Source organism: Neobacillus nitrireducens, from assembly GCF_030915405.1.
Taxonomy (GTDB): domain Bacteria; phylum Bacillota; class Bacilli; order Bacillales; family Cytobacillaceae; genus Neobacillus.
Genome location: NZ_CP133262.1, coordinates 581,520 through 600,004, shown reverse-complemented (window position 1 = coordinate 600,004; position 18,485 = coordinate 581,520). Strand labels below are relative to the sequence as shown.

The 18,485-nt window shown below is 37.3% G+C and carries 20 protein-coding genes; 5 read left to right on the top strand and 15 right to left on the bottom strand.

Going from position 1 to position 18,485, the window contains the following annotated elements:
• Nucleotides 1–52: 52 nt before the first annotated feature.
• On the bottom strand, nt 53–316 hold the full coding sequence (locus RCG22_RS02835) for a metal-sensitive transcriptional regulator (RefSeq protein ID WP_098260569.1): 264 nt from the start codon (nt 314–316) through the stop codon (nt 53–55).
• 342 nt (nt 317–658) lie between these two features.
• Here RCG22_RS02835 and RCG22_RS02830 point away from each other — a divergent pair, with 342 nt between their 5' ends.
• The gene (locus RCG22_RS02830) at nt 659–832 is read left to right on the top strand and encodes a hypothetical protein (RefSeq protein ID WP_308105633.1); all 174 of its coding nucleotides are present in this window, start codon (nt 659–661) and stop codon (nt 830–832) included.
• 153 nt (nt 833–985) lie between these two features.
• On the opposite strand, the gene RCG22_RS02825 is transcribed toward RCG22_RS02830, so the two are convergent.
• The 4 genes from RCG22_RS02825 to RCG22_RS02810 all read right to left on the bottom strand — a co-directional run bounded on the left by RCG22_RS02825 (nt 986) and on the right by RCG22_RS02810 (nt 5,375).
• Complete coding sequence (locus tag RCG22_RS02825; protein ID WP_308105632.1) at nt 986–2,929, bottom strand: CoA-disulfide reductase; 1,944 nt, start codon at nt 2,927–2,929, stop codon at nt 986–988.
• A 414-nt stretch (nt 2,930–3,343) separates the two neighbouring features.
• Nucleotides 3,344–3,484, bottom strand: a complete 141-nt coding sequence (locus RCG22_RS02820) for a YjcZ family sporulation protein (RefSeq protein WP_166262705.1) — start codon at nt 3,482–3,484, stop codon at nt 3,344–3,346.
• 203 nt (nt 3,485–3,687) lie between these two features.
• On the bottom strand, nt 3,688–4,395 hold the full coding sequence (locus RCG22_RS02815; RefSeq protein ID WP_308105631.1) for a DUF421 domain-containing protein: 708 nt from the start codon (nt 4,393–4,395) through the stop codon (nt 3,688–3,690).
• A gap of 161 nt (nt 4,396–4,556) precedes the next feature.
• Entirely contained in the window at nt 4,557–5,375 is an 819-nt protein-coding gene (locus RCG22_RS02810) for a DUF4405 domain-containing protein (protein ID WP_308105630.1), read from the bottom strand.
• Between the two features lie 184 nt (nt 5,376–5,559).
• Between RCG22_RS02810 and RCG22_RS02805 the strand changes: the two genes are divergently transcribed.
• Nucleotides 5,560–5,811 (top strand): DUF2533 family protein, encoded by a 252-nt coding sequence (locus tag RCG22_RS02805; protein WP_308105629.1) that lies wholly within the window; start codon nt 5,560–5,562, stop codon nt 5,809–5,811.
• Nucleotides 5,812–5,865: 54 nt separating this feature from the next.
• On the opposite strand, the gene RCG22_RS02800 is transcribed toward RCG22_RS02805, so the two are convergent.
• Both RCG22_RS02800 and RCG22_RS02795 read right to left on the bottom strand, forming a co-directional pair.
• Nucleotides 5,866–6,363 carry an aminodeoxychorismate lyase gene (locus RCG22_RS02800; protein WP_308105628.1) on the bottom strand — a complete coding sequence of 166 codons (498 nt, stop codon included), beginning with the start codon at nt 6,361–6,363 and terminating at the stop codon, nt 5,866–5,868.
• Nucleotides 6,353–6,736: a hypothetical protein gene (locus tag RCG22_RS02795; protein WP_308105627.1), complete on the bottom strand. Its 384-nt coding sequence runs from the start codon at nt 6,734–6,736 to the stop codon at nt 6,353–6,355. Before RCG22_RS02795 ends, RCG22_RS02800 begins: the two co-directional genes overlap by 11 nt.
• A 198-nt stretch (nt 6,737–6,934) precedes the next feature.
• On the opposite strand from RCG22_RS02795, the gene RCG22_RS02790 reads away from it, so the two are divergent.
• The gene (locus tag RCG22_RS02790; RefSeq protein ID WP_308105626.1) at nt 6,935–7,333 is read left to right on the top strand and encodes a hypothetical protein; all 399 of its coding nucleotides are present in this window, start codon (nt 6,935–6,937) and stop codon (nt 7,331–7,333) included.
• 419 nt (nt 7,334–7,752) lie between these two features.
• Here RCG22_RS02790 and RCG22_RS02785 read toward each other — a convergent pair whose 3' ends face one another.
• Nucleotides 7,753–8,586 carry a YbhB/YbcL family Raf kinase inhibitor-like protein gene (locus tag RCG22_RS02785; protein ID WP_308105625.1) on the bottom strand — a complete coding sequence of 278 codons (834 nt, stop codon included), beginning with the start codon at nt 8,584–8,586 and terminating at the stop codon, nt 7,753–7,755.
• Between the two features lie 69 nt (nt 8,587–8,655).
• On the bottom strand, nt 8,656–9,459 hold the full coding sequence (locus RCG22_RS02780) for an RDD family protein (protein ID WP_308105624.1): 804 nt from the start codon (nt 9,457–9,459) through the stop codon (nt 8,656–8,658).
• Nucleotides 9,460–9,572: 113 nt separating this feature from the next.
• Here RCG22_RS02780 and RCG22_RS02775 point away from each other — a divergent pair, with 113 nt between their 5' ends.
• Nucleotides 9,573–10,544, top strand: coding sequence for a stage II sporulation protein M (locus RCG22_RS02775; RefSeq protein WP_308105623.1), 972 nt, complete (start codon nt 9,573–9,575; stop codon nt 10,542–10,544).
• On the opposite strand, the gene RCG22_RS02770 is transcribed toward RCG22_RS02775, so the two are convergent.
• The 5 genes from RCG22_RS02770 to RCG22_RS02750 are packed head-to-tail and all read right to left on the bottom strand — an operon-like array spanning nt 10,525 to nt 15,459.
• On the bottom strand, nt 10,525–11,883 hold the full coding sequence (locus RCG22_RS02770) for a DUF58 domain-containing protein (protein ID WP_308105622.1): 1,359 nt from the start codon (nt 11,881–11,883) through the stop codon (nt 10,525–10,527). The two genes, RCG22_RS02775 and RCG22_RS02770, sit on opposite strands and share 20 nt — an antisense overlap.
• A complete protein-coding gene (locus RCG22_RS02765) occupies nt 11,834–12,763 on the bottom strand; it encodes an AAA family ATPase (protein ID WP_308105621.1) in 930 nt (309 codons plus the stop codon). Before RCG22_RS02765 ends, RCG22_RS02770 begins: the two co-directional genes overlap by 50 nt.
• Entirely contained in the window at nt 12,760–13,881 is a 1,122-nt protein-coding gene (locus tag RCG22_RS02760) for a DUF4350 domain-containing protein (protein ID WP_308105620.1), read from the bottom strand. Before RCG22_RS02760 ends, RCG22_RS02765 begins: the two co-directional genes overlap by 4 nt.
• Nucleotides 13,878–14,522: a DUF4129 domain-containing protein gene (locus RCG22_RS02755; RefSeq protein WP_308105619.1), complete on the bottom strand. Its 645-nt coding sequence runs from the start codon at nt 14,520–14,522 to the stop codon at nt 13,878–13,880. The genes RCG22_RS02760 and RCG22_RS02755 overlap by 4 nt, the downstream gene beginning before the upstream one ends.
• Before the next feature lie 22 nt (nt 14,523–14,544).
• Entirely contained in the window at nt 14,545–15,459 is a 915-nt protein-coding gene (locus RCG22_RS02750; RefSeq protein WP_308105618.1) for a hypothetical protein, read from the bottom strand.
• A gap of 221 nt (nt 15,460–15,680) precedes the next feature.
• Here RCG22_RS02750 and RCG22_RS02745 point away from each other — a divergent pair, with 221 nt between their 5' ends.
• Nucleotides 15,681–17,222: a glycosyltransferase family 2 protein gene (locus RCG22_RS02745; protein WP_308105617.1), complete on the top strand. Its 1,542-nt coding sequence runs from the start codon at nt 15,681–15,683 to the stop codon at nt 17,220–17,222.
• Nucleotides 17,223–17,265: 43 nt separating this feature from the next.
• Here RCG22_RS02745 and RCG22_RS02740 read toward each other — a convergent pair whose 3' ends face one another.
• On the bottom strand, nt 17,266–18,465 hold the full coding sequence (locus RCG22_RS02740) for a CapA family protein (protein ID WP_308105616.1): 1,200 nt from the start codon (nt 18,463–18,465) through the stop codon (nt 17,266–17,268).
• Between the last annotated feature and the right edge of the window lie 20 nt (nt 18,466–18,485).

The window sequence follows — 18,485 nt, the reverse complement described above, 5'->3', positions numbered from 1 at the left end:
ACCCCTATGGGTATATTTATTAGTGAAAATAAAAGAGGGTGTCAACCCTTTTTTATCGACTTTTTACTAGCAAATTAACAGCTTCTTTTACTATTTCTTCCATGCTTTTTTCACCTTGTTCATTTGCTTTTTGAACACATTCCACTAAATTGGAACTAACAATAACTCCAATAGTACGGTCGATGGCACTTCTAGTTGCAGATAACTGGGTAATAACTTCTTTACAGTCCTTGTTTTCTTCCATCATTTTTAAAATTCCTCGTAACTGTCCTTCAATACGTTTTACTCTGTTTTTCATTTGATCATTATAATCCAATGCTTTTCCTCCTTTAACCATTAGTTTCTATTTTCAAGGAAATTTCCCTTACTAGTTATTGGTGATGAATTGTAGTTAAGATTTATAGTATCATTAAATCCTCCTTCAATGAACTAATGTCATTGACAAGCTATATAATATACCCCTGTAGGTATAATGTCAATAGAATAATCTTAAAAAAATTGCTTATAGAAAAATGACCACAATAAATGCCCAAGAAGGAAATCGAATTTAAATATAATTATCTTCCTTCCTTGGATTAATTTATTGATTAATGCCGAATATACACTTATAATTCATAGTATATATATAGGGATTAGAGGAATTAAGGAGGGGTCAGTTATGAAATTATTAAAACGCCTGTTTATGGATACATGTCCGACCTGTAAGAAAGTATTAGAAACAAAACAATCAAACTTTTTAAAAGCAATAGTTATTAAAACTTGTCCAGATAATCACTATCAAAAAGAGTTTCATCCAGCTTTAGAGTCTTATATCGAAAGTAACCTTCAATAGCTTTTACCTCCTTTCTTGATTATTATCTTTCGAGTTTATCTTTCCATGCTTTATGGTACACACCATATTTTTCCCGTTCTAATCCATATATTTTTAAGACAATTTAAAAAGCAAGCCCCTATAATTGGAGCATGCTTTAATGGATAGTCCTTTTTATTTCTTTTTAATCCAAAATTTAATGGCATTTTCATTTTGTTCTGTTTTTAGCAGGGTGTGACCGGCATTTTCCGACCAAGCTGGGAGATCATTTAGGGCACCTCTGTCAGTAACTTGGAGCTCTATTACTTGTCCACTATCTAATGACTCAATACCTTTTTTAAGCTTAATAATTGGCATTGGACAGGTTAATCCAGTAACATCCACCACTGTATCAACCTTTATCTCATTTTGGTTTTCTATAACTGTTTCTCCACGATCATTTGTTGTTGTTTCAACATTTTTGTTTAGATTGCTTCCGTATACAGAGGAATAAGTTTTCCATCCACCATCTAAATTAATAGCTTTAAACCCACTATTATTCAAGATACGTGTGGCCAGATATCCTCTTAAGCCTACCTGACATGAAACATAAATTGGTTTATCAAGAGGTAATTCAGTCATTTTACATCTTAAATCATTTAGAGGAATATTGATAGATCCTTCAATAAATCCAAATTCGCGCTCCATTGGTTCGCGAACGTCTATTAATATTCCTCCAGTAGCAACGATCGCATCTACTTCGTGCCACTGAATCATTTCCAATTCGCCACCCATGATATTAGAAGCTACATATCCAGCCATATTCACAGGATCTTTTGCTGAAGAATATGGTGGTGCGTAAGACAATTCAAGATTTGTTAAATCTTCAACCGTTAATCCACCCAAAATGGCAGTTGCTATAACGTCAATACGCTTATCAACCCCATCCGCTCCTACAGCTTGTGCACCAAAAATTTTGCCTGTTTCTTTGTCAAAGATAAGTTTTAAAGCTATTGGTGCTGCTCCTGGATAATACCCTGCATGAGAGCTTGGATGAATATGAACCACTTCATATGGAACCACTAAGCGTCTAAGTGTTTTTTCATTGTTACCAGTTGCTGCAATAGTTAAGTCAAACACCTTAGCGATTGATGTACCCAATGTCCCTTGATACTTTTCCTTTTTGCCCATCATATTATTAGCCGCAATGCGTCCTTGTCGGTTTGCTGGTCCTGCAAGTGGGATCATCGCCTTTGTACCGCTAATATAATCAACAACCTCTACTGCATCCCCAACTGCATAAATATACTCATTAGAAGTTTGCAGAAATTCATTTACAACGATTCCTCCACGCTCTGCTAGCTCCAATCCGGCAACCTTGGCTAACTCATTTTCCGGTCTGACTCCGATAGAAAGAATTGTCATTTCTGTTTCAATTTCTATTCCATTAGAAAGAATAATCTTCTTACCTTGGTCGGCAAATGACTCGACACCATTTTCTAGGAGTAACTTCACGCCTTTTTCTTTTAAATGCGTGTGTAAGATACTTGCCATTTCAAAGTCAATCGGAGCCATAATTTGATTAGCCATTTCAATAATTGTAACTTCTATCCCTCGATCAACAAGATTTTCAGCCATTTCAATCCCAATAAATCCTCCACCGATTACGACTGCCTTTTTAGGATTATGAGAATCAACATAGTTTTTAATTTTATCCGTATCGGGAATATTTCTTAACGTAAATAAAGTCTGATGATCATTTATCCCAGGGATAGGCGGTACAATTGGTCTTGCTCCTGGTGATAATAATAACTTGTCATAAGATTCCTCGTACACTTCACCAGTTTGTAAGTTCTTTATCGTTACGTTTTTGACTTCAGGATTAATGGATATGACTTCGCTTAAATTGCGGATGTCAAGGTTAAATCGTTCCGACATTCCTTTTACAGATTGCACTAATAATTTACTTCGATCCTTGATTGTTTCACCAATATAGTACGGCAAACCGCAATTGGCAAATGAAATGTGCTCTCCCCGTTCAACTAGTATAATATCAACATCTTCACTAATTCTTCTTAATCTTGCAGCTGCTGTCGCTCCGCCAGCTACTCCACCTACGATGATAATTTTTTGTGTCATGTTATTCCCTCCAAATTTATATAAGTTAATTACTTTCTTCATAATCTTATTTCTCATTAGGTATACCCCTATGGGTTTTATACCTATAGGGGTATTATATAATCTTTTAAAAATATGTAAAGTCCTATGGTGGAAACTTCACATTTTCGACAAATATATAGCGATACTAAAGTTGATACATAAAAAACAGAAAAACGTCTGCCTATTAGGCAAACGTTCTTTGGAGGTAAAAAATATTTGGCTTGGTGTACTAATAACATATTTTCAATTATTAAAAGTGTATAGACATGTGCTTATGAAAAATTAAAAAAGCTCTCCAAAATAAGACTTATCCTAAACATGAATGAAAATGTGGGAAGGTTCAAAAAAAAAAGCCCGCAAAGGGCTTTTTTAAGTTACGTGTAATTATTTTTCTTAAAAACAGATCGATGCTCCCACAATGATTAACAAGATAAATAATACAACGATTAAAGCAAAACCGCCACCGTAGCCACCGCCGTAGCCATAGCCACCACAACAACCACCAAATCCGCCGTATCCACCATATCCGAACATTTAATTGACCCCCTTTAGATTTATTCCTTACAATTTATGTTAAGTCAATTAATTTGGGAAGGGCTCTTTCCCTATGATTTTTATAAGTACAAACTCATTAATCTTAAAGGTAAAAGGTTGTTTTTTTCCCTGCCTAATTGTGCCTACCGGGTACTTGTCATTTTCCTAAACCTATTTTAAGATTTCCTATCCCCACATTTTAATCAATTTTCCCTCCCCGGCTTGTAGTAATAAGGATCGCCTTTATGGTCCTTCATTTCATTATTATCTATAAATAACTTTCCATCTTCTAAAAAAGTTGCTAATGTAATATTTTCTATTTTTTCACCCATTTTTTCGATTTCATTAATAAGCCAACTCTGATCTAATTGCAGATATTTTAAATTATGGTGTACGATTTGACCATCCATTATCAGTGGGATCGGTAGGTATTCTTTTTTTACATGTAACTTTAAATCACTAGGTTGAACTGCTCGATAGTCCGATTTGGGAATCACACTAATACTCCCTGTTCCCTCCATCACGGCAATGGCAATGTTTTGAGTATCGGTGTACCCTTTTTCTCTTAAATGGGACAATAATTGATTGAGAGGCATACGCACCTTTTTAAGTCCTTTCCGATCAATATCCCCGTTTTGGATTAATACTGTTGGACTTTCATATAAGATCCATCTTAATTTATTATGTAGGGATAAACGTGTAAATACCTTATATAGAATGACGACAATTCCAGCATAGATAATTGCCTTTCCTGTATTATTAACCTCTACTGGACTGCTGATAATATTGGTGAGGACAAGAATATACAATAAATCGAAAGAGTGCATTTGAGCAACAGCTTTTTTTCCGGTTAACCTTAAAAATAAGTATCCTACCACAAAAATCAATAACGCACGGTAAAATGAATCCAAATTTGCATCTCTCCTTAGCTATTCTCTACCTAATCAAACATCACAACAGTATGATCGATATCTGTAGTATTAGAATTTCCATTCGTTTCTACACCAGAGATACTTTTACAAAAACATAAAAAGCCCTACCATATAATTAGTAGGGCTTGATTCAAATAGATTTATGAAGGTTGCGGATCCAACCGCTTTGATTTTCGTTTATTCCTTAACAGTCGCTTTTCTAGATAATAAGTAGGAATGATGATAGCTGCCCAAATCGCAAAATAGTTCAGAACTACGAGAAACGGGTTGCTGCTACCATCATGCTCCTCTATTCCATGTATTTTTCCTTCACGAAAATCTTCTTGAGTCGGACCTTGCTGTGTAGTTGTTGTATTCCCAGTGCTCGTACTGGAGGATTGTCCACTTTGATGCATTTGTTCCTGCTTAAAACTGTTGTTTGAAGAGGTTGTTGAGGAAAACCATTGAATACCTCCTGCCAAAATGGCAATTGAAAGAACTACTGAAACAAGAACAGCCTTCCTTCGTTTTCCTGTCCTGGATTTAAAGGCCTTTTTGCATATACTCATTACCCATTGCCAATGTACTCCAACATGAAGACCAACAAATGCCAGTGTTGCGTCCGCAGATAAACCGTGGAGTTCACGTATTGTATGACTCCCTTGAATGGCAATACTTGGAAGAACTACCTTCGATATTAAGATACCCGTTATAATGATAGCAGCCATCGAAATTAAGAGCAGTATATTTAACAAATAACTAAATCGAGTTTTTTTGGGAAGCTTTGGGTCCAAAATCTTTTTAGTCGTGCTTACAACCCATTGATAGTTCAGACCGATGTGGAAAAGAATGGCCAACCCTATTATTAGTCCAGCTATTTCATGAAACGGTAATCCGTCAAATACTCTCGGATTCATTAGCAATACAAAAGTAATTGCTAGCACCAAATCCAGTACCATTTTTGTATAATTTTTTTTCATATCATTTTCCTCCTAATTCAAAACGTTACGCTAACTGACTCTTATATTATCGAGTGAATCTTAAGATAAGCTTAACTTAATCTGGTTTCATTTCTTTCACCATTTGATTCTAAAAAACGCTGTACTCTCTTCCCGTTTCTTTTATGGTATGATTAATTAAGTTCATTACTTAAGGAGTGAAATCATGAGTGTACATAAAGATTTAATTAAACATGCGGCAAATCAAAATGAAACTTATCAAGAATTCCTGGCTCTTGACCAACAACGCGAACAATATATTGAAGAAGCGATTGAGTTATGTAAACAAGGTCAACCCTTTTCAACCGATAAAATAAATGCAGTCACTAATAGGATTAATAAGATAAACCTGCGCTTTATACCCACGAGGAAAAACGTTACGGGCGAAATGATTCAGGAATTTGTAAAAAAACACTAAAAAAAAGCCGAACAGTAACTAACCCCTACTGTCCGGCTTTCGTTGTATCTATATTTACTTTTTAAAAATGGTCGCGATGACTTGATCATAGGTCATTTCCGTATCGACTGTAAATGTACCTGGACGCAAATTTTTCTCGACACCCTTTTTCTCCACATCTCGAGAGAATTTAAAATCATCAGGTACAATTTTTGCCTTTTCAAGCATTTTACCGACATCAATGCTAGTCATTCCCTGTGTTACAGTTATAACTGCTCGATAGGCAATCTTTTTAGAATTATTAGCTGCCGGAGCGGTTGCTGCTGCTGCTGCTTTTTTGGCTGCTTCTATAGCCTTATCAAATTCTGCCTTTGGTTGTACAACATACCCCGCTGCTAATAGTTTATCTTTCATCTCTGTTTCAGTTGGTTGAGCAACTATTTTCTCCACAGTTTTGGTGGGTTTGGCTGCTGCTTTTGTGACGACTGGATCTTCAGTAAAGTAAACAGCACCACAAATGGTCGTTGCCAAAAGAATTCCGGTCGCAAAGCTGCTCACTACATTAAATTTCATGGGCTAATTTGCTCCTTCCATCCTTTGCTGCCAGATACGGGGCAAGTAATTGATTTATTTCGCTCTCTGAAACTTGTTTTTTCTGAGCAATCGTCTCAATCGAATATTTGCGCTTATATAAATCTAGTACTTCACGCTTAAAGATCATTTCATCCTGAGTCAGTTGAACGCCTGCTTCTTTTGTAACAACCTCTATATCAAGCTCCAGATTGCGAATTTGCTCGTTCACGTTATTGATATCTTTCATTACAGCAACATGGACCATATCAATTTCCTTATGTTTCTGTTTTTCTGCGTTCCGATTTGATGCTATTGAAACGATTAGCAACACAGCTGATATCGCAATTAACAGAATTAATGTCCATTCCATCATATTAGTTTCCTCCTTATTTTACATAACAATCCACATTTCCCTATTATACATCCTAACTGAAAATAATTCGACGAATTTCGAGTAAATGAGACACAAGTCGGATGTTTTGGGAAATTGAACCTATCTTTCAATAAAATTACTACATATAAATGTACCTCAGCTATTAAGGTAGATATATAATAGGGACGGGGCGAAAAAATGAAGAATAAATGGTTAAATAAACTAAAACCTCTTTTGATAACCGCAATAGTTCTAATTGGTCTTTATTTTGCGGGAAGTTATTTACTTGATAAACTATTCGGAGATATGTGTGGAAACGACATTGTTCAAAAATCACCGTCACCGGATGGAGATAAAGTAGCTTATATTTTTCAGCGGGATTGTGGTGCTACAACAGGGACTTCCTATCAGTTGTCACTTTTGGAAACAGATGATGAATTTCCAAATAAAGGTGGAAACACATTTGTTTCTGATAACCAATTTCGAATCAAATGGATTACCAACGATAAATTACGAGTGAATTATGAGAAGTCCTCAAAGACCTATGAAATGGATAAAAGTGTGGATTGGACTAAGATAGAATATATTGGAAATTAAAATAGCCAGTGTACCTCAGCAAAATTCACTACATTTTTACTTACAAATTGATATACAGAAATATTGGTTAGGCTCTATTATAACTGAATGTCGATTTCAATGTGTTTGAAAAATAAACGGAGAAACTCCGGCTAAATTGGGAAATAACCATATTTCCATAAAAATAAGGGGAGTTTTTCCGCTTATATGGTCCAAATCTTTAGATATTGTCTTATTTAGAGGAGTTAAGCGGAATATCTCCGCCTATATCTGCTGCTTTAGCTTCCTCTATGAACAATAGACGGAAATTTTCCGCCTACGAATTCTCATACCTACGCAAATATCAATACGAGAAGGCGAAAATGGTTTGCCAAATTCTTCCTACTAAGCAAAATTGTCCTACATTTCATAGAGCAAAAATGATTGCATTTCCCTATATTTTAACCTTGAAAAAAACTAACCAGTGTTCCACTTGCAAGCGTATGTGACTCCAAAATTGGCGCTATGTCTTCAAAAAATACCACCTGATTCGGTATCTCAACTCTTTCAATATCTAAAGCATAAACAGCGATTTGATACGCATGATCTCCTGTTAATTCAGCGGGTTGCATCCCGTAGTACGGTTTAATCTGCTGCTGCCCTGTCAACCTCTCAGCTGCATTTTCTGGCATTTCCATTGTATTACTGTCAATATTAACCACGGCCCAGTGAACCCAATATTCAGGGAGAACATGGGCATCATAAACTACCACGGCAAATGATTTCGTGTTTGTCGGTGCACCTGTCCATTTTATCGGTAAACTAATATTTTCACCGCCAACGCTATGCTGGGCGAATTTGTGGGGAATATTTCCCCAAGCCTCGAATGCTGGTGAAGTTACTTTTAAGTTATTTTCAGGCAGCGTATCAATCGTTACAATCCCCGCTTCTGCCTCCCTGCCTAGTTTAGCTTTCAATACAGTCAATGCGAAACGAACACTGACAAAGAGTTCATCCTCTTCAAAAAGGACCGGGTGATCTAACCTAAGTGTCGTAGAAACCGGCTCACTGATCGTCACTTGTGAATCACCGGATGCTATTTCAAATGAAAAATCATTCATACGTACAGTGGCAGTTGTAAAAGATTCGTTTATTTTTACCATCGCACCTACGCTTTCTAACACTTCCCTTAATGGTACCAATAGCTTGGTATTTATATTGATTGCAGGTGTGGTCATGCTTTTGCCATTAACTTTCACCGGAACTGGGGTGTTTCTGTGTAAATCTTTACTCATCTCATACACCTCTATCGAATTAAGGTTCGTCCTATTAATATCCATCAAATGTCAGTAATTCATTCTCCCTTACAGTTCAAACTCCCATTCCTCGCGGAGTATTAAATAAAGCACTAGAAGGTTGTTTTCTAACTCTGAAGTCGTTTTCCCTGCAGAATCCAGTCCGATATTAGGAAATAATACTTCGGCGATTTGGATGGTTAGTTGATTTCTTTCATTTAATGGGAGTTGATGAAACCGATGGACGTATATACTGACGAGTTTCCATTCCTTTATCCCTAAAGATTTCAGCGTCCATTCATCAATGATGAGATCATCCTTGGAAAGCCCTCTGTTTGTAATTTCGTTCTCAAACGGAGAATGTTTCTTTTTCCATTTTGCCTTACGCTCATGAACGACAATCGTCCCTGCGACCATATCACCGAGTCGTTTATGTTTGGAGTGGAAAAAGATCATGATAATTCCGAGAAAATACGCAGTCGGCAAGGAATCAATCATTCGGATAAGATTCCGAATAAAGCTCGAAAGCAATGTAATACTATGACCATTTTCCTGTATGACCCTGATTCCTATAAGCTTCTTCCCAAGCGTCCTGCCCCCTGAGAAAAATTCAAACACAAAAAAGTAACCCCAATTCACAATAAACAGAACTATAATCGTGATTGCAATAGGCAGCGAATTCCGGATGAAAATAAATTCCAACTTCGACATCCCGTCCAGAACGAAAAAAAGGACAATCAAGGACAAAATGTTAATGACCATTAATAGCATCTGGTCGATGATAAAAGCAGCAGACCTACTGCCTAAACCAGCAGTCTGAAATTGAATTGATACAAATTCCGGTGTTTTGATATCTACTTTATCTTCATTCATAAGCTTCCCCCGTCATCTGCTTGATTGTTTCTATTTCTATTTTTCTATAATTTTACTATAATTAGGAGAATAATGACTAATTAATATATAGCCCTCATAAAGTAGGTGTCAAAATGAATGTAAATCAATTTGTAAAAATGCATCGTGAAGAATGGAAACAGCTTGAAGAATTAATCACGACGTTAGGCAGGAACAGAAATTCTATAACAGGTGACCGTATCACTCAATACCATCGACTCTATCAAAAGGCTGCCCAAAATCTTTCCTACAGTCAAACCTATTTTCCGAATGATGAAGTTACCTTATATTTGAACGGATTAATTGCCAAATCCCATAATCTTTTGTATAAAGACCAGGTATCAAGCCTCAAACAAATCCGTCACTTTTTTAGTGTAAAATTTATTGGACTGTTGTTAGAGCAATGGAAATTTGTCTTCTTTGCGATGATTTTATTTTTGATTGGCGCCTTGGGGAGTTTTCTATCAGTTATGAATGATCCTCTACACATCTATGCCATTCTCCCGTCGGAAATCGCCAAAGGTGTTGACCCTGATCAACTTGGGAAAGGTCATGGTGCAGTGGACTCCTCCCTCATGTCGGCTAGTATTATGACAAATAATATCAAGGTGGCAATCTTTGCTTTTGCCGGTGGAATCACCTTTGGGCTCGTGACTGTTTATTTGATGGTTTACAACGGTATTATCATTGGTGCGCTCGCTGCCCTGTTTTGGCATCATGGAAAATCGTATGATTTTTGGGCATATATCGTTCCTCACGGAATGATTGAACTCACAGCCATTTTTATTGCGGGTGGTGCGGGTCTTCTTATGGGATATAAGCTGTTTGTCTCGGGTCAATTTTCGCGGAGTTATCAATTAAAACAGCAAGCGATGCGATCCGTTCAACTTCTTCTTGGAACCATTCCATTGTTTATCATTGCCGGTATCATCGAAGGATTCATCACCCCGGCAGCCATTTCATTAGAAGCAAAGTACATCGTTGCTATCTTAACGGTAGTCGGTTTGATCCTCTATATCGTAATTGGTAAGTTAAAACTTACGAAGATTATAAAAGGTTCTGATTGATAATTTCAATATAATGAGATACGGCTGTAACCGCCAACCTATCCTCACGGGCCTCAATCATTTGAAGGCCTTGTTTTTCCCATTTAATTTTTTCTCTTTTCTTTATAAGTACTTGCTGTTGCGCAATACTTTTCCGCATGGCTGCTTGAAGAGAAGTCGGCTCCTCCTTGACTTTTCTTAAAAGTGTCTGATCATCTATTCCAATCATTAAAAATAAATGCCGCTTACGGAGTCTTTTTAAAAGGACAAGAGCACTTTCCTCATGAAGGAAGGTCCGGACATCACTAAATAATAGCAGCAGACTTCGTTTCTTTTGAATCATTTCTAAATATTGTAATACAGCAGCATAATTGGACTCAGCCGCATCTACGTTTACGTCATAGATAGCTTGGAGAATGGTCTTAAGATGTGCCATCCCTTTTGCTGGCGGTACATAGACCTTAATATTCTTTGAAAAGGCTAGGACAGACACATAATCACCCTTTTGGAGGGCTGCCGCTGTCACGGTCAGGGCCGCTTCTAATGTTTTTTCTAAGCGATTTCCTTTCGACAATTCTGCCCCCATCATTCTTCCGCAATCAATTAGGATAGTTATATACTTTCCGTGCTCCGGTTCATATTCATTCGTCATTACTTCTTGGAGCTTCGCTGTTTGGCGCCAGTTAATTTTACGCGGATCATCGCCGACAACATAATTTCTAATCTTGGAAAAATCGCCTACTCCACTACGTTGCCTCCGAATCTTTAACCCCTCGTAAACCAAATATTTTTGTGCATTTTCTAAATATTGCTTGGTCTCAGTTAAATCAGGGATGACTTTCACAGAATCCTTCAATTCCACGGTTACTTGCTTTTCCCACATGCCAAGCAAACTCGTATATCGAAAATAAAGCTTGTTAAGCTCGTATTTTCCTCGGACCTTGGCAGTTGTATCAAACGAAATCTCGGTCGTTGCTTCATTAGGTATAGAACCAACAATAGGAAACGGGCTTTCGAAAGTCTGCGGCAAACTATCGACTAACCGGTAGCTAATAGGATATACAGAGGAATTCTGCACTTCAATCTTCACCGTATAAGGGATACCTCTTTCTAATTCATCAGCGACTGATCGCTGAAAGAAAAGCTGCTTTTTAGTGGGCGAAAAAAGCAAGTCTACCAGACTTATCACAAATACAATGATATTTGCAGCAATAACATACCCCCAAGAGATATTCCAAACCGTTCCAATGCATAAAATAATCGATAGCAGGAGGAAAACCAGCAATAATCGATTCGTTGGTAAAACCCCTTTATCTTGGAACAGGAACCGAGCCCACCAGCTCTTCAATAATTTGGTCAACGGTTGCTCCCTCCAATTCTACATGTGGGGATAACTGAATCCGATGCCTTAACGCAGGTTTGGCAACCATTTTGATATCATCGGGTGTAACATAATCCCTGCCTGAAAGGTATGCCCACGCTTGTGCTGCCTTTCCAATGGAAATACCTGCTCTTGTACTGGCCCCAAAGCGGATTGCTTCTGCCTCACGAGTTTTCCTCACAATTTTCATCATATAGTCTAATACATTCTCACTCACCGTGACATTTTCAATTTCTCGTCTAATCCTTAAAAAATCTTCCATATCTAGAATGGGGGAAACAAGGTTTTCGTCAAAGCTGTGTTCTATCACTTGTTTTAATACCTTTTTCTCTTCCTCAAAGCTAGGAAACTCTATTTTCAGCTTAAATAAAAAACGGTCTTGCTGCGCTTCTGGGAGTGGATAGGTGCCTTCAAATTCAATTGGATTCTGGGTCGCAACCACAAAAAACACATCAGGTAACGGATACGTCTCCCCTTGAATCGTCACTTGCTTTTCTTCCATTGCTTCGAGCAACGCAGCTTGTGTCTTCGCTGGTGTCCGGTTAATTTCATCAGCTAGAAGGATATTCGTAAAAATAGGGCCTTTCAATGTTTGAAAGGTGCTCTCCTTCATATTGTAAATCGTGCTCCCGGTGATATCACTTGGTAATAAATCCGGTGTAAACTGAATCCGGTTAAAGGTCCCTCCGAGAAGATTCGCAAGGGTTCGGACCATTTGTGTTTTGCCGGTGCCTGGCACTCCTTCTAGAAGAACATGACCTCCAGCTAAAATTGCAGATAAAAGGAGTCTAAGATTCAGGCTCTGACCAACTATCCTCTCTTCATACTTGTCCAAAAAAGATGTTAATTCTGTTTTCATCCTTCAACCTCTTTCCTTAATTCCTCAAGCTTTTTCGACCATAATAAGTATTCTTGTTTGGAGATTTTTTCTTTCTCAAGAATGTTGATCAATCCTGTTAAGAAGGAATTGATTTCATAAGCAGACAACCCCGTCCACTTTTTCTCAAAGGTACTCGATAAATCCTTCCATTCTCTGTTATATGGGATCTGCCATGTTTCCTTGAGAACCAGTTTGATATAGTCGGCCTGAATCTTAATTGAATCATGATACCGTTTGCCACGGAGATACCATGCTGCTAGGGCATGGATACCCTCATCACTAAAGCGAACCGACGCTTCCCTTGGTTCAAAAATAGGGCCGAATCGCTTGCCTTTTGCCCATAACCAGAGAACTATCAAAAGGATTCCTTGCAAAACAAGCAGTAAAAACCACATCGGGTACACATTCCAAAAAGTTGATGCGTTTTCCCCGCCATGAATATATTCATCAAACAGGATTGTGTTCGCTTTCTCTTCATTTAGCAAATAAAAAAGTAGCGGTAAATGATCCTTTTTTAAGAGGCGATCATTGGTCATCCACTCAGGGGTCACTGCTACAATTAATTGACCTTTTCCTAACGACTTTTTCACCGCAATGGGACCAGCCTGATCAGAGAGTAAAACTTGATCTTCCTTTTTGGTCTGCAATCGGACAGCTGAATCAATTTCGGCATGATTGGAAGTATGTTCTTGTGTATAAATCTTCATTTCCTTGTTGGGTTTAACTGACCCTGTTTTTACATCAAACATCCCTTGTGGATTGTTTTGTAACAATACAATGGTATTTCCAGCCTTCATAAAACGGATATAGGCATTCATCTCAGCCTTTTCAGGAATAAAGGAGGGTTCGACCATAACAAGTAATTGGCGATCAACCGTTGCTTTTAACAATTCTGGTGGATGATTCCACCTTTCCCCTGCTTTTTCTTTTTCAATATATTTATAAAACGCCTTTACACCCGTTGGTGAAGGTGAATGGGTAACATAATCCGGATAATACTGTGGTTTTGGCGAATAGCTCAAATAACTAAAGACCAAAAATAAGCCGAGCAGGATAATAAGCCACATCCATGCGCGTATTTTAGAAAGAGGTTTCATAAACGATTCTCCTCCTCCTTATCGCTAAGCACCTGTATAGCCTCGTTGTGAAATTGCCAGTATTCATCCTTATGTACTTTGCGTTCCCCGTAGGTCACTTCTTCAAAAAAACGTGCCAGTTTAAAAAAGTTATCAGCCTTTTGTTGATTTCCCTTTCTTAGCTCATCATAGTAGTCCCAATTCGTTTTCCAGATCCTTGCCTCTAACCATCCCTTCTCATGGAAGTAAAGCAGTAAAGCTAGGAACAGATGACGGGTTGAAAGTGTATATTCGTCATTCCGCTCGTGTTTTTCTGCCTCTTCCAGATGTCTTTGGTACGTCCAAATCATGTCTTTCCTCGATTGAAGTGGGTTTTGTTTGCGCAAAAGACGATTTCGTCTAGAATGACGAATTAGCAAAAATGCTGATATTACGAACAGGATAATGACAACTACAATGATTGAAATAAGAATCGGACCGGAAGCCCTGCTTGCTGAATCCATCGCAGGAAACAATTTTTCCAGTTGCGCCGCCACCCACTCTTTTGCTTGATCCCACCATGTTGCAATGAATCCCTTTGAGTCGTGATAAACTGTATATTCTTTTGTTTTTAAAATTTTTTCAAGGTCATCGCGTGCCTTGTCTGTATCTACCATAACCATCACCTAACATTATAGGTTTTTATTAAATAGTCTTATAGTCCTCTAGCATTTCTTTTATATCATCTGCATCATTTCTTGTTTTTAAATCAAGATACATGACTCCATAACCCACAGAGAAAATCATCGTCGTAACTAATGTGACGAGGTTTGAGATCAGTGTTAACAACACACTATTACCTAAAACGATCCCTAGCGTCATTTGGACTCCAAAGCTTATACTTGAGATAATAAAATAAAACACGATATAGAGACCCATCAATGCCCATGTACGCTTCCTTGATAATCTCCAACTTCTGCCAAGTCCAGGTGAATCCTTATCCAATACGACAGAGCCGAAATAAAAGCTCCAGCGAGTTAATAATAAGCCAATGCCAACGGCGGAACCTATAAATAGAATGATGCCTAAAAGAATCCCTAATACCGTATTCACCATCGTCGCAACCACACCACCAATGACACCGACAATCGCGAGTGGAATAATAATTATCCCTATCGTAATAAGAAAGAAAAGGATACTACTTCCAATCATCGGCCAAAATCGCGAAAAGGCTTGTTTAATCACGGAACCCACGGTATAGTCTTCATTTTTTCGGACATGATTGATTGTAAATAGGATTGCTGCCTCCGCAACAGGAGCCAAGATCGCACTAATTAACCCCACCACGATTAATCCAATGTCAGCACCTAGACTGCTGGAATCGAAAGTTCCTGTCTCTTCAAAACTCGAAAGGATTTGCTCAAACCATGCCCCACCGCTGCCAACCTCTCTAAAAAAGCTTGTTCCAGACAATAGCTGCAAAATAGCTTGAAGCAAGTAAACTGGGCCCATGAAAATCAATAAAATCATAAAAAGATCCTTAAAGCGATTTTTTGTTAATTGAAAGGTATGGTCGAGTATTTCTCCGAAACCTTTGGGTGTCGTAAACTTTTTATCCACCGTAAATATCCTCCTAGAATCTATAATTAGACCTATTTTATCATTATTACGAAATGTTTAGTGTAAAAAGTTGGCAAAGGATATAAAATCTGGACTAGTTTTACAGGTCGTGCGTTATTTTTCGAATAAAATTCAATATTTTCCCCCAAAATTATAATGGTTTGGATTTTTTTAAAACAAAAAAATAGTAATAGGACGGACAGAAGTTGAGGTGAGGAAACATGGAATGGAAATGGAAACAAAAGCAGCAAATCATGAATTATAATGCGAAAGGTTATTATATCGTTGATCAAAAATTAAACATGGAGCGGAAGTCTACAATAGTTTCGGTGATTACACCCGTTTATAACGCCGAAAAATACCTGAGGAAAACGATTGACTCTGTCTTAAATCAATCCATTGGCATAGAAAATATTGAATTTATATTAGTCGATGATTGTTCCACCGATACCTCAAGAGATATTTTATTAGAATACTCTTCGAAATTTGATAACATCATAGTAGTTTTTCTTAAAAGAAATACTGGCACACCTGGTCGCCCCCGTAATATCGGTATCCAGTTATCGAGCTCCAGGTATATTTCTTTCTTAGATGCAGATGATTGGCTGGAACCCAATGGCCTGGAAGTATTATCGAACATCTTAGCGGAAACAGGTGACGATTATGCTGTAGGTAAAACGATTCAGATTCAATCGAAAGGAAAGACAATTATCGGTGAACATGAATCATGTAAAGAAAGAAGAAGTGAATCACCCTTTTCGATTCCTCATATCTTTCATCATTTAGGACCAAGAGCTCGAATGATAAAAACAAGTGTAATAAAAGACAATCAGATCATATTTCCCGAAATGAAATTTGCTGAAGATAAGCAATTTTTTATGGATGTTTTAACACATTGCCGGACAATCTCTACGACACAACATCCCATTTATTATTTAAATCGGCTCGATAATCAAAACACACGTTTGTCAAATCAAACCAATATTATTCAAAAGACAAATTGTAACCTTAAAGTGATTAACCATATCATTAATAAAAAGTTAGATTTAGAAAAAGAGAAGATGGTTTTAAATCGACTGTATGAATTTGATTCGATTACAAGGTTTTTTCATACACCTCATTTTCAAAAAACAAAGTTTAAAATTGTTTATTACTATAAGTTTAATCAAGTGTTAAAAACAACGAAAAAGTTAACTTATGAGTTTTCTGAGGAATTCATCCAACCAATGAACAAGGTGGTATATAAACTGTTTTGTGAACGTAAATATAAGCAGCTGGAGAGCTTTTTTGCGTGGGAAAAGAAGGAAAAAATAAAGGAGGTTATCATTAAAGAGAATCGTCCCTTTGTTGTTGTCCCTTTCCTAGAAGACACATACAAATATATCAGGATTCCAATGCATTCTGTTTTTGAAGAAGAATATGTGGAAAAAAATATATATTATCTTAAATTTAAAGTGTTTGGTGATGATTTAGAATCAATCACACACGGGCTGATTCGTGATACTAAAAATGCCTTGAATGAATCTTCCCTGCCTGTCAGCGTAGATAAAAGTGGGGATGGCCTATTAGAAATAGATTTAAAATTATTAAACTATCTGCCCACATCCACCTATTCGATCTTTTTATGTTTTAATGATTATTTAAAAATTAATATCAGAAAACAGATACCAAGTAAGAACCAATATCAATATAACCATCGTGATTTTACTTTTTACAATACGATCTACTCGAACGTTGGATTAAAAATAACTACCATTAGTTAAAGGGACAGCGGTTACTGTCCCTTTAATTCATATTAGGAAATGTCTAGTTCTCTTTTTTCACAACTTGTTCATTTTTTTCATAAACCAACCAATCGGAACCATTGATTTTGTTTGACCCATCAATTATTTTCTGCTTGACTCTATTCTGTTCGGAGCCAGTCAATAAAGTAGGCTGATAATCATTTCTCGACGAAACAGAAGAGATAGAAAATGGCACAACACTGATTTCCTTCGTATCATCTAATACTCCATTTTTCAAATGGAAGGTTTGTTGAAACACAAACGTATCCTTATCACTTGGATTACTATTCCCCCCAAACATAAAATTGCCTAAACTATAGACAATAAATTTCCCTTTATATTCTTCAATTCCTTGGACAACATGGGGATGATGGCCAAGAATTAAATCCGCACCGCTATCAATGGTAAACCTGGCCAGCGACTTTTGAGAACGATCAGGGACATAATGCCGTTCACTGCCCCAATGATAATGGACGAGAATAATCTGTGCACCTTGAGCCCGTAATTCTTTAATATCCCGTTCAACCTGACTGCGCATTTCAGGTGTGTCCGCCCAGCCCTCATAACCTAAAGCACCAATTTTCGTACCTTTAACAGTCGTCATATATTTATGATCATAACCAAAGTAACCTATGTTCTGCTTTTCTAATGAAGTCATCGTGTCCTGATAGCCTTTATCTAAGTAATCATGGATATGATTGTTTGCAAGATTTACCGCTTCAATTCCGCCCAATTCAAGAATTTTCGCATAAGATGGATCTCCTTTAAAGCGATAGGTCTTGACCGCTTTTTGAGTTGCATTTGTTAGCGTTGTTTCTAAATTAACTGTTGTAAAATCATCATTTTTGAAAATATTATCCAGGCCTTTAACAAAATACGGTAGACCATTGTCAGCAGCTGCTTTGATAAAGGAAGAACTATAATTAAACGATTCATCCGACCCAAGTGTAAAATCACCCGCTGCGCTAATATTAATTGTAGTTTCTTGGACTGGTTCTGGTTTAACTTCTAGTTGTATATCTGGTTTAGGTTTTGACCTTGGTTCTTCGTTTATTTTCTCAGCAGGTTTTTCCTTGAGATTGGCGCTGTTTGAAGTTTCATTCTCTTCTGTCATACTCCTGTTCAAATAAAAACCACCAGTAATCAGCAAAATGGCAACAACGATAATGACTGGGATAAATGATTTTTTCCGCCCTTGATTTTTGTCTTTTCTACTCTCCATAATCCAAATTGCCCCTTTAA

Excerpts from the sequence above, each read along its gene's own strand:
- RCG22_RS02830 (WP_308105633.1), top strand. The coding sequence starts at position 659 with ATGAAATTATTAAAACGCCTGTTTATGGATACATGTCCGACCTGTAAG.
- RCG22_RS02825 (WP_308105632.1), bottom strand. The coding sequence starts at position 2,929 with ATGACACAAAAAATTATCATCGTAGGTGGAGTAGCTGGCGGAGCGACA.
- RCG22_RS02820 (WP_166262705.1), bottom strand. The coding sequence starts at position 3,484 with ATGTTCGGATATGGTGGATACGGCGGATTTGGTGGTTGTTGTGGTGGC.
- RCG22_RS02810 (WP_308105630.1), bottom strand. The coding sequence starts at position 5,375 with ATGAAAAAAAATTATACAAAAATGGTACTGGATTTGGTGCTAGCAATT.
- RCG22_RS02805 (WP_308105629.1), top strand. The coding sequence starts at position 5,560 with ATGAGTGTACATAAAGATTTAATTAAACATGCGGCAAATCAAAATGAA.
- RCG22_RS02800 (WP_308105628.1), bottom strand. The coding sequence starts at position 6,363 with ATGAAATTTAATGTAGTGAGCAGCTTTGCGACCGGAATTCTTTTGGCA.
- RCG22_RS02795 (WP_308105627.1), bottom strand. The coding sequence starts at position 6,736 with ATGATGGAATGGACATTAATTCTGTTAATTGCGATATCAGCTGTGTTG.
- RCG22_RS02790 (WP_308105626.1), top strand. The coding sequence starts at position 6,935 with ATGAAGAATAAATGGTTAAATAAACTAAAACCTCTTTTGATAACCGCA.
- RCG22_RS02785 (WP_308105625.1), bottom strand. The coding sequence starts at position 8,586 with ATGAGTAAAGATTTACACAGAAACACCCCAGTTCCGGTGAAAGTTAAT.
- RCG22_RS02780 (WP_308105624.1), bottom strand. The coding sequence starts at position 9,459 with ATGAATGAAGATAAAGTAGATATCAAAACACCGGAATTTGTATCAATT.
- RCG22_RS02775 (WP_308105623.1), top strand. The coding sequence starts at position 9,573 with ATGAATGTAAATCAATTTGTAAAAATGCATCGTGAAGAATGGAAACAG.
- RCG22_RS02765 (WP_308105621.1), bottom strand. The coding sequence starts at position 12,763 with ATGAAAACAGAATTAACATCTTTTTTGGACAAGTATGAAGAGAGGATA.
- RCG22_RS02760 (WP_308105620.1), bottom strand. The coding sequence starts at position 13,881 with ATGAAACCTCTTTCTAAAATACGCGCATGGATGTGGCTTATTATCCTG.
- RCG22_RS02755 (WP_308105619.1), bottom strand. The coding sequence starts at position 14,522 with ATGGTTATGGTAGATACAGACAAGGCACGCGATGACCTTGAAAAAATT.
- RCG22_RS02745 (WP_308105617.1), top strand. The coding sequence starts at position 15,681 with ATGGAATGGAAATGGAAACAAAAGCAGCAAATCATGAATTATAATGCG.
- RCG22_RS02740 (WP_308105616.1), bottom strand. The coding sequence starts at position 18,465 with ATGGAGAGTAGAAAAGACAAAAATCAAGGGCGGAAAAAATCATTTATC.